This window comes from Sphingomonas sp. GW821-FHT10F09, from assembly GCF_058809195.1.
The window spans coordinates 83,670-96,566 of the sequence record NZ_JBXASI010000007.1 but is presented as its reverse complement, the minus strand read 5'-3'; the positions used below and the strand labels follow the sequence as shown (position 1 = coordinate 96,566).

11 protein-coding genes are annotated in these 12,897 nt (G+C 69.2%); 1 reads left to right on the top strand and 10 read right to left on the bottom strand.

Annotated elements, in window-relative coordinates; genetic code table 11:
- Positions 1 to 16 precede the first annotated feature (16 nt).
- The 8 genes from AC1RTO_RS17620 to AC1RTO_RS17585 all read right to left on the bottom strand — a co-directional run bounded on the left by AC1RTO_RS17620 (position 17) and on the right by AC1RTO_RS17585 (position 8,707).
- Positions 17 to 946: an ABC transporter substrate-binding protein gene (locus AC1RTO_RS17620; protein ID WP_493162111.1), complete on the bottom strand. Its 930-nt coding sequence runs from the start codon at positions 944 to 946 to the stop codon at positions 17 to 19.
- Between the two features lie 32 nt (positions 947 to 978).
- Complete coding sequence (locus AC1RTO_RS17615) at positions 979 to 3,369, bottom strand: TonB-dependent receptor (protein WP_493162110.1); 2,391 nt, start codon at positions 3,367 to 3,369, stop codon at positions 979 to 981.
- Between the two features lie 152 nt (positions 3,370 to 3,521).
- Positions 3,522 to 4,166, bottom strand: a complete 645-nt coding sequence (locus tag AC1RTO_RS17610; RefSeq protein ID WP_493162109.1) for a glutathione S-transferase family protein — start codon at positions 4,164 to 4,166, stop codon at positions 3,522 to 3,524.
- Between the two features lie 11 nt (positions 4,167 to 4,177).
- Positions 4,178 to 5,425: a rhodanese-like domain-containing protein gene (locus AC1RTO_RS17605; RefSeq protein WP_493162108.1), complete on the bottom strand. Its 1,248-nt coding sequence runs from the start codon at positions 5,423 to 5,425 to the stop codon at positions 4,178 to 4,180.
- Complete coding sequence (locus AC1RTO_RS17600) at positions 5,422 to 6,006, bottom strand: cysteine dioxygenase family protein (RefSeq protein WP_493162107.1); 585 nt, start codon at positions 6,004 to 6,006, stop codon at positions 5,422 to 5,424. Before AC1RTO_RS17600 ends, AC1RTO_RS17605 begins: the two co-directional genes overlap by 4 nt.
- Positions 6,003 to 7,115 (bottom strand): LLM class flavin-dependent oxidoreductase, encoded by a 1,113-nt coding sequence (locus tag AC1RTO_RS17595; RefSeq protein WP_493162106.1) that lies wholly within the window; start codon positions 7,113 to 7,115, stop codon positions 6,003 to 6,005. The genes AC1RTO_RS17600 and AC1RTO_RS17595 overlap by 4 nt, the downstream gene beginning before the upstream one ends.
- Positions 7,116 to 7,142: 27 nt before the next feature.
- On the bottom strand, positions 7,143 to 7,901 hold the full coding sequence (locus AC1RTO_RS17590; protein ID WP_493162105.1) for an ABC transporter ATP-binding protein: 759 nt from the start codon (positions 7,899 to 7,901) through the stop codon (positions 7,143 to 7,145).
- Positions 7,898 to 8,707, bottom strand: coding sequence for an ABC transporter permease (locus AC1RTO_RS17585; protein WP_493162104.1), 810 nt, complete (start codon positions 8,705 to 8,707; stop codon positions 7,898 to 7,900). The genes AC1RTO_RS17590 and AC1RTO_RS17585 overlap by 4 nt, the downstream gene beginning before the upstream one ends.
- 115 nt (positions 8,708 to 8,822) lie before the next feature.
- On the opposite strand from AC1RTO_RS17585, the gene AC1RTO_RS17580 reads away from it, so the two are divergent.
- Entirely contained in the window at positions 8,823 to 9,680 is an 858-nt protein-coding gene (locus AC1RTO_RS17580) for a LysR substrate-binding domain-containing protein (RefSeq protein WP_493162103.1), read from the top strand.
- Positions 9,681 to 10,134: 454 nt separating this feature from the next.
- On the opposite strand, the gene AC1RTO_RS17575 is transcribed toward AC1RTO_RS17580, so the two are convergent.
- Positions 10,135 to 11,436, bottom strand: a complete 1,302-nt coding sequence (locus AC1RTO_RS17575; protein ID WP_493162102.1) for an APC family permease — start codon at positions 11,434 to 11,436, stop codon at positions 10,135 to 10,137.
- On the bottom strand, positions 11,433 to 12,896 hold the full coding sequence (locus AC1RTO_RS17570; RefSeq protein ID WP_493162101.1) for a S10 family serine carboxypeptidase-like protein: 1,464 nt from the start codon (positions 12,894 to 12,896) through the stop codon (positions 11,433 to 11,435). The genes AC1RTO_RS17575 and AC1RTO_RS17570 overlap by 4 nt, the downstream gene beginning before the upstream one ends.
- Position 12,897: the final 1 nt, after the last annotated feature.

The window sequence follows — 12,897 nt, the reverse complement described above, 5'->3', positions numbered from 1 at the left end:
AGATCTCCGGCGTCGATTACAGTTGCGCGAGATGCGGCGCGACCTGGACGGGTTGCGCAAGCAGCCCGGCGGTGTGGAACAGGTCAGCGATGCCCTGTTCCTCGGCTATCAGTCTGGCATCGATCGGCACGGGCACGTTGACGCTGCGGTTGATGTAGCGCTGCGTCGCGGCGATCGGGACGCCGGTCTGCTGCGTCAGCATCTGTGCATAAGCCTCGCGGTGCGTTTCGGCCCAGCGTCGCGCGCGGGCAAAGCGCGCGGCGAGATCGGTCAGTTGTGCACGCTTGTCGCGCAACGCGCTTTCGGTGCCGAACACGAAGCCGATCCCCGGTGCCAGCCCGCGGTCTATGGGAAGGATGCGCAGGCCGTCGCTCAATTCGCCGATCGCGGCATAGGGATCCCAGATCGACCAGGCATCGACCGACCCGCTGGTCAGCGCGGCGCGACCGTCGGCGGGCGACAGGAACGTGATGTCGATCGCGTCGAACGGCTTGCCGAGACGCTGGAGCCCGGCGAGCAGTAGATGATGGCCGATCGATCCGCGCGGTGTGGCGACGCGCTTGCCGATCAGGCCGGCGAAGTCCCGGATCGGCGATTTGCCCGGCACCAGGATCGTGGTCGACGGACCCTGTGAGCGGAACGCGGCGATCGCCTTTACGCCGGCATTCGACTGCAGGCTGAAGATGAACGGGGCGTCGCCGCCAACGCCGGTATCGATGGCCCCGGCCGCCAGAGCCTCGATCAGCGGCGCCGCGTTGGGGAATTGCGCCCATTCGATCGGGTAGGGCACGTCCTTGAGTTCGCCCGAGGCGGCGAGCAGCGCCTGGACCCCGCCACGCTGGTCGCCGATCACCAGCGTCCTGCCCGCCGCCTTGCTGCAGGCGGCCAGTAGTCCGGCGCCGCCGATGGCCAGCGCGGTGCGGCGGGTCAGCAATGTGTGAAGCATGGCGGTGTCCTTGGTCAGGGAAGGGGACATGGTCAGAAACGCGTGCGCAGCGTGAGGCCGTACGTGCGTGGTTCGCCGACGCCGACCTGCGTGATGCCCCAGGTGGCGTTGACCGTGGAGGTGAGCAGATAGTCCTTGTCGAACAGGTTGCGGCCCCAGATCGAGACGTCCCACGGACCGTTCGCGGCGCGCAGCCCGAGCTGTGCGCCGACCAGCGCATAGCCCTTGATGCGCGAGAACGGATCGTCGTTGACCGCGGAGTAGAAGGTGGAACGGTAGGTGGTGTCGGCTGCCGTGTACCCGACCAGTCTGTCGCCGAGCGGGGCCTCGTATCGCAGCTGGACCGCGCCCGCCCATTTCGACGTGCCGGACAGGCGCTGGCCGGAGATGTCGCACGACGTCCGGAACGACTGGAGGAACGGGCAGATCGCGTTGGTGTAGCGGACGTACTTCGCGTCGGTGAAGCTGCCCGAGGCGCTCAGCGTGAGGCCCCGTGCGAGGCCGGCGCGAAGGTCGACCTCGACGCCGCGGCTGCGCACCTTGCCGGCGTTGCCGAGATAGCCGACCCGGTTTGACACGTCGTACAGATTGGCCTGGTAATTCCGGTCGATCGTCCAGAACAGCGCGGTGTTGAACTGGACGCGGCGATCGAGCAGCTGGGTCTTGAGTCCGACCTCATAGGCGTCGACCGTTTCCGGTTCGACGAAGATGTTTATCCCGACGTTGCGGCGGACGAGATTGATCCCCGCCGATTTATAGCCGCGCGAGTAGCTGGCATAGGCGTGGGCGTCGTCGCCGATATTCTGATTGGCGCTGAGCAGCCACGACAGCGTCCCCTTCGACCGGCTGGCGTCATACGCGCCACCGGACGGGGCATAGGCGGCGCGGATCGCCGCCGCGGTCGCCTGATAGGCGACGGGCAGGCTGGCGATCGGCGCGGGCGTGCCGACCTGGACGGCATCGTAGCTCCCGGCCTTTTTCTCATAGGTGTAGCGCAGGCCGCCCGTCAGGCTGGTGCCGGGCGTGACGTGCCACGTCGCCTGGCCGTACGCGGCATAGCTGTTGGTGGATGGATCGAGGTAGCTGAACGTGTCGAGGCCGTTCAGCAGCGCATCGGGCGCGTTGGGGCCGAAATACCATTTCGCGGCGTCCTTCCTGAACGAGAGCTCCTGCTTCAGGTCGGCCTTTTGCCAGAAATAATACAGGCCGGCGGTATATTCGATCCTGCCGCCGCTCGGGGAGGTGAGGCGGAGTTCCTGGCTGAACTGCTTCTGGTCGGTGGCGACCGTCGCCTGACCGAGCACGTCGGCGCCGAACTGGTCGCCGTCCCAGTTGGGGATCCACTTCCAGAAGCGTCCGGCGGTGATGGAGGTCAGCGTATGTCCGCCGAGCGTCGCATCGATCCGCGCGGTGACACCGCCACTGGGCATCTGGATCGCCTGCGATCCGTTGATGTCGGTCCTGCGCCGGTACGGATCGACCGGGATCGGCACGTAACCGACCTCGGCCGCGTGCTGGTAGAAGCCCTTGACCGGCGCCCCGTTGGCGAGCGTGGTGGGAAGCACCTGCCCCGACAGATAGAAGCCCATGTTGCCGGTCTGGCGCGCATAGTCGCCGGTCAGCCGGACGGTCAGTGTGTCGCGGGGCTTCCACAACAGGTCGGCCTTGACCGCGACGTTCTCGTAATTGTCCCAGTCCTTGCGCTGCGTCGTATTGTAGACGATCCCGTCGCGGCCGCTGACGAGGCCGCTGAGGCGGATCGCCAACGTATCGGTCAGCCCGCCCGAAGCGGACGCCTGCGCCCGCATGTAGTTGTAATTGCCGTAGGTGATGTCGGACGTGAATTCGGGCGCGAAGGTCGGCAGCCGGGTGCGCACGTCGATCGCACCCGCGACGGTGTTCTTGCCAAACAGCGTACCCTGGGGCCCGCGCAATACCTGAACCCCCTCGACGTCGAGCAGGTCGTTGATGACGGTCCCGGTGCGGGGTCGGTATACGCCATCGATATAGAGACCGACGCCCTGGTCGAGCCCGTCGTTGGTGCCGCCCGAATTGGTGCCCAGCCCACGGATCGTGATCGTCTGGTTGCGACCGCTGAAGCCCTGGATGCTGACGCTCGGGGTGAACGCCGCGAGGTTCTTGAGGCTGGTCTGGCCGCCGATCGCCTCGATCTGCGCCGACGAGAGCGCGGTGATCGCGATCGGCACCGTCTGCAGCGTCTCGTTCTTGTAGCGGGCGGTGACGACGATGTCGTCGGCGGGCGTTGCCGGCGCGGCGGCGGGCGCAGCGTCCGCCGCAGGGTCTGTTGCAGCCGGCTTGATCGGCTCCCGCGGGTCCCCGGCGGCCTGTGCGGGGCCGGAAGCGGCAATGGCGAACAGCAGCGCAAGGCCGGAGGATGCTGAATGGAAGAGGCGAGCGTGCATGGGGATCCCTGTCTGAATGCTGGGAGCGCCGCCGTTGATCGGACGTGCGTCTCCGTTCCCCGCCGCGGCTGCGGCGAGGGGGTATGTCGGTCAGTGGCGCCGCGCGGCGGTGCTAGTCGGCGGGTCGGGCGGGGCCGGTCATGCGCGTCCTTTCAGGCGGCGGCGGCAAGAGTGAGCGCCTCGCGGTCGAGAGCGCGGCGCACCGATGGCCGTGCGAACAGCCGGTCGGTGCGTTCGGCGAAATCCGGAAAATGGCTGCGGTCGATCCCCAGCCCGTCGGCCCAGCGGCGGACGACCAGCGCATAGGCATCGATCGCGCCGAACCGGCCGCCGATCAGGTAGGGCGACGCCGTCGCGATCGAGCGCGTTTCCAGCTCGCCGAGCGCGACGGCGAAGGCGGCGCGGCCGGGTGCATCGAGCGCGCGGCGGATCGCGGGATCGTCGGCGTAGCGTTCGGGGCGGCGGACCTGCGCGAGCGCGACATGCACCGTCGTCGCGATCCAGCTCATCAGCGCGATGGCCTGCGCCCGTTCGACCGGGTCCGCGGGCAGCAGTCCGGTGTCGGCATAGCGATCGGCGATCCAGTGCAGGATCGCGATCACCTCGGGGATCGGCGTGCCGTCGACGACGAGCGTGGGGACGCGACCCCGCGGATTGATAGCACGATAGGCGGCGCCATGCTGTTCGCCGGCGGCAAGGCTGACGGGCACGGCGCGATAGTCGGCGCGTGCCTCCTCGAGCGCGACGAGCGGCGCGAACGCCGAGCTGTTCGGCGCGAAATAGAGTGAGATCGTCATGGAATGTCTCCTCAGATCACGTGGAAGCCGTGCGTGTCGTCACGCGCGAGCTGGTCGACGAGGCCGTATTCCCAGTCGAGATAGGCCTGCATCGCCGCGGCCGCGTTGTCGGTGCCTTCATAGGGGCGCTTGTACCGTCCCTCCGGACCGCGCGGCGGGAGCGCGGTCGAGCCGGTTTCCAGCGGACTGCCCGAGCTGTCGTCGAAGCCGCCGTCGAGCACCAGCACGTCCCAGCCCATCTGGGCGAGCCATGACGCGGTCATGTCGGCGCGCGGGCCGATGTCATCGGCCAGTACGATGCGTGCGCCGCGCACCGGGGCGAATACATCGGTTTCCTGTACGAGCTGCCCGCCCGGCGCCTCGACGAACCCCGGCGGATGGCCGGCAGCATGCTCGGCGGGCGTTCGCACGTCGAACCGGTACAGCGTCCGGCCCGGATCCGCGGCGAGTGCGCGCAGATCGTCAGGCCCGATATGACGGACGCCGGCACGATAGGCGACCGACCGTGCAGCGGCGCGCGCCTCGTCGCGCCGTTCGGGATCGATGGTCGCGACGGCGCGGCTCTGGCCGTGTTCCAGAGCCTGCCCGGCAAGCGTCCAGCCGATCGTGCCGTTGCGCAGCGCCACGACCCGGTTCGGCACGCCAGCGTTGAGCAGCGATTGGGTGCCGATGATGCTGCGGGTTCGCCCGGCGCAGTTGACGACGATCAGCGTGTCGGGATCGGGGGCGACGGCGCGGGCGCGCAGGACCAGCTCGGCGCCGGGCACGCTGGTGCCGGTCGGGATGCTCATCGTCGCATATTCGTCGAACCGGCGCGCATCGAGGATCGCGATGTCGGCCTTTTCGTCGATCAGCGCCTGCACGTCGGCGGCGGGCAGCGAGGGCGTGTGGCGTCGCGCCTCGACCAGTTCGCCGAACGCCTTGCTGTAGGAATTGACGTCCCGGAACAGCTCGTAGCCCGCCGCCGTCCAGCCGGCGAGGCCGCCGTCGAGCGCGGACACGTCGGTGTAGCCGAGCGCGCGCAACCGGGCGATCGCTGCGTCGACAAGGTCGTCTGCGGGCCCTTCGGCATGGCCATAAACGACGATCGGCGTGGCGAGGCGTGGTACGCGGCGCGCGATCTCGATGGCGATGCGGTCGGGCGGAAGCTGTGCCGCGAACAGCGGGTGGCCTCCGGCGAAGGCATGTTCGTCGCGCAGGTCGAACACCGCGATCTCGTTGCGGGCGAGCCAGGCGTGGCGGATCTCCTGCGGGGTCATGCGGCAACCGCCGAAGGTTCGGTGTAGCCGGACACGAAGGGCCGGGCGGTGCCGGCCTCGGTATAGGTCGCGCGCTCGACGCGGCCGATATCCGCACCATAGACATGGATGCTGATCGACACGCGGTCGTCATGGGCATTGGCGACGCGGTGGATGTCGCCGGTGTCGGGAGACAGCGTGGCGACCGCCCCGGCATCGAGCCGGACAGGCGCGCCGACCGGAACGAGCGTGCCGTCGTCGGTTTTCGCATAGCGCTGGTCAATCTCGGCGCCGCGCAATACGCCGACCAGACCCCAGACGCGGTGGTCGTGGATCGGCGTCGCCTGTCCCGGCCCCCATATGAAGCTGACCACCGAGAAGCGGTTCTCGGGATCGCGGTGAAGCAGGTACTGGCGATAACGGTCGGGATCGGGCGCGGCGAAGGCGGGGTCGATCCAGTCGTCGGTGGCGACGAGGGCGGCGAGCGGCGCCGCCACCCGGGCGACGATGGCATCGTCCGGGGTGGCCTTGTCCCGACTGGCGACGATCGTCTCGATCGCCGCGACCAGCCGGCGAACCGCACGGGTGTGCGCCGACGTCATTCCGCCGCCACCGCCAGCGGCCGTTCGCGTTCGGCGACGGCCGCGCGCAGCTTCGGCAGCAGGTTGCGGCCGTAGTCGATCGCATCCTCGAGCGGATCGAAGCCGCGGAACAGGAAGGTCCGGACGCCGAGGTCGTAATAGTCGAGCAGGGCGTCGACCACCTGATCGCCGGTGCCGACCAGCGACGTCGAATTGCCCGGCGCACCCGTCAGCTTGGCGATTTCGGTCCATAGCCGCTTGTCGCGCACCTTGCCGCCCGCTGCGGTTTCCAGCAGGCGCCGCGCGCCCTCGGATTGCGAGGTGGCGCCGCGAAAGAGCGATGCGCCGGTTTCCTTGATCGCGCGGGCTTCCGCCAGGATGTGTTCGGCGCGGCTCCACGCCTCTGCCTCGGTACGGCCGAGGATCGGGCGGAACGACACGCTGAAGCGGGGCGCCGGGCGGCCGTTCTCGGCAGCGCTGGCGCGCACCCGGTCGATGATCTCCGCGGTCTGTTCGAGCGTCTCGCCGAAGAACGCATAGGTTTCGGCATGGCGTCCGGCGACGCGGACCGCCGCGTCCGAGGCGCCGCCGAAGAAGATCGGGATATGCGGCTGTTGCAGGGGCTTGACGCCGGACACGCTGTCGCGGACCCGATAATATGGGCCGTCGTGATCGAACGGCGTGGTCTGCGTCCAGGTCTTCTTGACGACGTCGAGATAGTCGTCGGTGCGCGCATAGCGTTCGTCCTTGGTCAGGAAGTCGCCGTCGCGCTGCTGTTCGGCGTCCGACCCGCCCGAGATGATATGCACCGCGAGCCGCCCGCCGCTGAACTGGTCGAGCGTGGCGAGCTGTCGCGCGGCGACGGTGGGCTGGACCACGCCGGGCCGGTGCGCGAGCAGGATCTTGAGCCTCGTCGTATGCTGGGCGACATAGGCCGCGACCTGAAAACCGTCGGGCGCGGCGCTGTGATAGCCGATGAGGATGCGGTCGAAGCCGGCCTGTTCGTGCGCCAGCGCAAAGGCCGCGGTGTAGCTCGGATCGATCTGCGGGCCGGTCGGCACATGCGTTTCGGAGGCGTAGTTGGTCGAGATCATGCCGAGGATTTCGAGCGCGTCGGGATGTAGGCTCATGGTTCGACTCCTTTCAGGAAAAGCGGATCATTCGGCGGCGTGGGCCCATTCGTCCGGCACGGCCGGTGGCGGCGCGGGCGTGACGCCGAGGCGGGCGAGCAGGCGATGGCGGAGGGCCGCGTCGGGCGTGCGGGGCCGTGCGTCGGCGATCCGCTCCTCGGCGACGATACGGCCGCCGTCGAGCACCAGCACGCGGTCGGCCAGCGCGATCGCCTCGTCGATGTCGTGCGTGATCAGCAGCACGGCGGGGCGGTGCCGCCGCCACAGGCCGAGCACGAGGTCGTGCATCTGGATCCGGGTCAGCGCATCAAGCGCGGCGAACGGCTCGTCGAGCAGCAGCACGTCCGGCTCGCGGACCAGCGCGCGGGCAAGGGCCGCACGCTGCGCCTCGCCACCGGACAGCGTCAGCGGCCAGGCATCGGCGCGGTGGTCCAGCCCGACCTCGGCCAGCGCCTTTTCCGCGCGCTCGCGTGCATCGTGACCGCCGAGGCCGAGCATGACGTTCCGCCAGACCCGCTGCCACGGCAGCAGCCGGGCATCCTGAAACACCACCGCGCGTGAGGCCGGCACGCGAACCTCGCCTTCGCTCGGGCCGTCCAGCCCGGCGAGCGTGCGCAGCAGCGTGGTCTTGCCCGATCCGCTGCGGCCCAGCAGCGCGACGAATTCGCCCTCCGCGATTTCCAGGTCGAGCCCGTCGATCACCGTGTTGCGACCGAACCGGCGGGTGAAGCCGCGCAACGCGACGACCGGTTGCGGGCGGGTGGGAAACGGGATCGGTGCGGTCATAAGCGGGCCTCCAGGATCGTCGGGCGCCAGGCGAGCGAGCGTCGCTCGATCAGTCGCACCGCTGCATCGGCGCCGAGACCGAGCGCGGCGTAGACCATCAGGCAGACGACGATGATGTCGGTCCGCATGAAATCGCGTGCGTTGTTGATGAGGTAGCCGAGGCCCGACGACGCGTTGATCTGTTCGGCGACGACCAGGATCAGCACCGAGATCGACAGGGCGTAGCGCAGGCCGACCAGCAGCGCGGGCAGGGCGCCGGGCAGTATGACGTGGCGGACGATCTGCCCTCGCGACAGGCCGAACGCGCGCGCGGCCTCGATCAGCCGCGCATCGACGCCGCGGATGCCGTTGTAGAGATTGAGGTAGACCGGGAACGTCGTCGCGACCGCGATCAGCACGATCTTGGGCGTCTCGCCGATCCCGAACCAGACGATGAACAACGGCGTCAGCGCCAGCGTCGGCAGGGTCCGCAGCATCTGTACGGGCGAGTCGATCGCCGCCTCGCCGCGACGGGACAGTCCGGCGGCGACCGCCAGCAGGCCGCCGATCAGCACGCCGATCGCCAGGCCCACGCCCGCGCGGCCGAGCGACACGAGCACATTGTGCCCGAGCTCGCCCGACGCGATCATCCCGCCCATCGTCGCCAGCACCGCCGAGGGGGCGGCGAGCGTCCGTGCCGGGATCAGGCCGGTGCGCGCGCCGATCTCCCACAGCAGCAGCAGCACGAGGGGCGACACCCAGCGCGCACCGCCGATACGCGTAAGGAGCGGCCGTCGCGCATCGTCAGGGGGCAGGATCGTGGCCATGTCGTCTCCGGCCCCGGCGGCATGCCAGCGGGCTGACGACAAAGGACAGCTTAACTCCTACCCAATCAATATAGATTTGCTCACCTGCCTGATTGGTTGAGCTTATAAGGGCGTCATGGCTCTCAATCTTCCCGTCGATGTCCTGCGCAGTTTCGTGGCGGTGGTCGACGGCGGATCGATGCTACGCGCATCGGAACGCGTGTTCCTCAGCCAGCCTGCGATCAGTCTGCAGATCAAGCGCCTGGAAGAACTGCTGCAGATCCCGCTGTTCCGGCGGGAGGGGCGGCGGCTCGCGCTGACGACGCAGGGCGATGACGTGCTGGTCCTCGCGCGCGAGATGCTGGCGCTCAACGATCGCATCGTTGCGACGCTGACCGGCGAGGCGCTCGCCGGGCCGGTGCGGATCGGCTTCGTGCAGGATTTCGCCGAGACGCTGTTGCAGGGGCTGCTCGCGCAGCTCGTCGCGCTGCATCCGGACGTTCGGCTCGAGGTACGCGTCGGGGGGACGCCGCAGCTGCTCGATCTGCTGGAGAGCGACCGGCTCGACGTGATCCTCGGCATGGGCGCGGCGGGCGATCCTGCGGCGATCCGCGAGGAGCCGATGCGCTGGTTCGGCAATGCGGGGCTGCCGGCGCGGGACACGATCCCACTCGCCGTTCTCGAACGCCCCTGCCGGTTTCGCGACGCGGCGATCGCGGCGCTGGAGGCGGCGGGCCGTCCGTACCAGCTGGTGGTCGAGACGCCGAGCCTCTCGGCGCTGCGCGCCGCGGTGCGCGGCGGTGTCGGGATCACCTGCCGAACCGACCTGTTCGGTGGCCTTCCCGAAATCGGCGGACCGTCGCTGCCGGACCTGCCTTCTGTCACCTATGTCCTGCACCGGCGCGAACGCCTTGCACCGGCGCTGATGAACCTTTGCGGGCTGATCTCGGAACGCGTGAACGATATCGACGTGCTGGACGCCCAATCCGCCTGACGCGGCCCGTTTGCGCATCGTCACGACCGCTCAACGGCACGCCGTCATTCCAGGGTTCGATCGGTGCTTCGAATCGGCGAGGGCATGTCATCCCTGCTGGGATACGGCCGGTTATCGGCAGACGCGGGTAGGCCAAGCGGAACTGTCTGTTGCAGTCCGCTGGAAAAGCGAACGCGTCAGATCAGAAGGGCGCGTTCGAGGGGCATGAGTGCGGCGCCCAGCGCGACCGCGTCGCCACCGACCAGCGCGCGGCGGAGGGTGGGGGTCGGTGGAGCGAGGCCATGCCGGTTCGCCGCGCGGGGCAGGCGGATTCGCGCGACGAGAACGTCCGCGATCCGGGGCGGCAGACGGCCGCCGAGGACGATCGCGGCGGGGTCGAGCGCGTAGCCGAGGATCGCACAGAGCGACGCGAACGCCGGTACTGCGCAAGCACGGTTCCGGGCGGCGATCGTCGCTAGCTGATCCGATCTCGCGTTCCGAAAAGCCTCAAGTAAAGCAGGCCGCAGAGCATCCAGCCGAGGAGTAGCACGTACGGCCGCCAATCCGCCTCCATGCCGACGAAGATCAGGACCGTGGCGCAGGCGGCGCCGGCATAGCCGAGGCTGCGCATCGTCCGTCGGCCGAACTTGAACGCGGCGGCGTCATACAGGTCCGGGTGTCGTTCGACGACACGGGCGGCGGCGAGGCAGACGCTGCCGTATTTCAGCAGGTTGGGGATGTTGACCGCGAGGAACAGAAAGGTCAGCTCCATCGGCAGCAGCATGCCGACGCAGCCGAGCAGGAAGACGGCGATCAGCGCAATATGCGGCGTCTGCCAGCGCGGGTGGACCCGGCCGAGCGCGCGGGGCAGCATGCCCGCCACACCCATCGCATAGAGGCTGCGGCTGAACATCGCGAACAGCGCGTTGAGCGACTTGCCGATCGACAGCACCGCCGCGAGCACGATCAGCGGCGTGGCCGCCGGACCCATGAACCGCTTTGCCGCGTCGAGGATCGGCGCCTCGCTGGCACCCAGCGCATCGCCGCCGAGCACGCCCAGCGCGACGAAACCGACCGCCAGATACAGCAATGTCGCCGAACCGATCGACAGCGCAATGCCGAGCGGGATCGTGCGGCGGCTGTCGGTCACTTCCGCCCCGGCCTCGGTCGCGGCCTCGATCCCGAAGAACAGACCCATCAGCAGCGGGGTCGCTGCGATCATGCCGTGGACGCCGTGCGGGAACAGCGGTTGCAGCCGTGCCGTATCGACGGCGGTCGTGCCGCCCCATATGATGAAGACCGCGAACAGCAGCAGCATGCCGACCAGCAGGATCTTCTGCACGCGCGTGGCGATATGCACGCCGAACAGATTGGCGATCAGGGCGAGCAGCAGCACGCCAAGCATCGTCGGCCGCGTCGGCAGCGGCACCAGCATCGACGCATATCTGACGAGCACCAGCGCCAGCACGACGATCGCGCCGACGTTGGCGACGATCCGTGCCCAGCCGATGTAGAAGCCCCACGCCGGGTGGAGGAAGCGCGCGGGCCAGACGAAGGACGCGCCCGACGCCGGACAGGCGGAGCCGAGGAAGGCATAGCTGACCGCGATCAGATACATGGGCAGGGCGGCGAGCAATGCCGACAGCAACATCGCGGGCCCGGCGATCCGCGCGGCGGGCGCGATCGCCGAGAAGATCGATACGCCGACCGCCGTGCCGAGGCCGAGCGCGACGACGCCCCACAGATCGATTCCCCTCGCGAGCTTCGCGTCGGTCAATGCGCGGCTCCGGTGGTAAGGAAGGCGCGCAGGTCGCGCATCAGGAGCCGCCAGCTGGCATCGTCCGAATAGGCGACATGGCCGGCGGGATAGCGCGCGTTGTGGTAACGCCCGGCGTCCAGCGTGCTTTGCGCGAACAGATAATCCGCCGCGCCGACCGTGGTGGTAAGGTCGTAGAGGCCGGTGCCGACGAACAAACGCAGGCCGGGCGTCGCCGCCATCGCCTGTTCGAGCCGCGCCATGAACGGCCAGTCGTTGAACGGGGAGTCGCCCGATCCGTAGCGCCAGTCGTCGCCGCCGCGGACGATCACGCGATAGGCGGCGGCATCGGTCACGCCGATCCGCGTCAGCTGGCCGGTCACCGCCTTGCCGTAGAGATCGGATACCGCGGAGAAGGCGTCGGGGCCGACGGTGTCGCCGGCGTCGGGCGCGCGGGGGGCGGTGTAGCGCGCGTCGTAGCGGCCGAGTACTTTCCCCTGCGTGCGAAGCAGTTCGACACGGAAGCGTTCCTTCGAGATGCGCAGGTCATGCGCGAGATAGAAGACGCGGGGGATGCCGGTGAGGGCCTCCAGTCTCGCGGCCACCGCCGTGCGGCTGGCGGCGTCGAGGGCCTGCCCGCGGAACAGCGCGGCGAGATAGATTTCGGCATAAGCGGAGGCCTCGCGCGCGCTGTCCTGTGGTGTGCAGGGCGCAGGCCGGACGTGGTGGTAGCAGGCGATCGCGGCCAGCGTCGGCAGCGCGACCGGATAGGTCACGACATTGTCGGGCCGCTGCGACGTCTCGATCATGTTGAGCGCCTGGCCGAGCAGCAGCACGCCGCGCAAGGTCAGCGCCGGGTCCTGTTCGCGCAGGGCATCGACCATCGCGGCGGCGCGGATCGTACCATAGCTTTCGCCGAGGATGTACAGCGGCGCCTGGCTCCGGCCATGCGCGGCGAGCCATGCGCGGGCGGTCTGCGCGACCGCATCCGCATCGCCCCGCACCGAGCGATAGAAGGCCGTATCGGCATCGGCGGCGAGCGTGGAGAAGCCGGTGCCGGGCGGGTCGAGGAAGACGAGGTCGGCGACGTCGAGCAGCGTGTCGGGATTGGCGACGACGGGCGCGGCGACGGGCACCGGCACGGCCGGGTCCTGCGGCACCTGCGCGCGGAACGGGCCGAGCGCGCCCATCTGCAGATAGGCGGAGGCGGCACCGGGGCCGCCGTTGAAGACGAACAGCACCGGACGGTCGGCGGGGCCGGTACGGCTGTACGAGATATAGCCGCCCGTCGCATCCTGTCGGCCCGGCGCGCTGGCGACCGGTATCAGGCCCACTTCGGCGGTATAGGCGAGGCGCCGGCCATGGATCACCGCGGTCTGTTCGCTGCGCGCCTTGATCGTCAGCGCCGTCGGCAGATTCTGGGCCGAGGCGGTGGCCCCGGCGAGCAGCATCGCCAATCCCCAGACCGCCCGCACCATCATC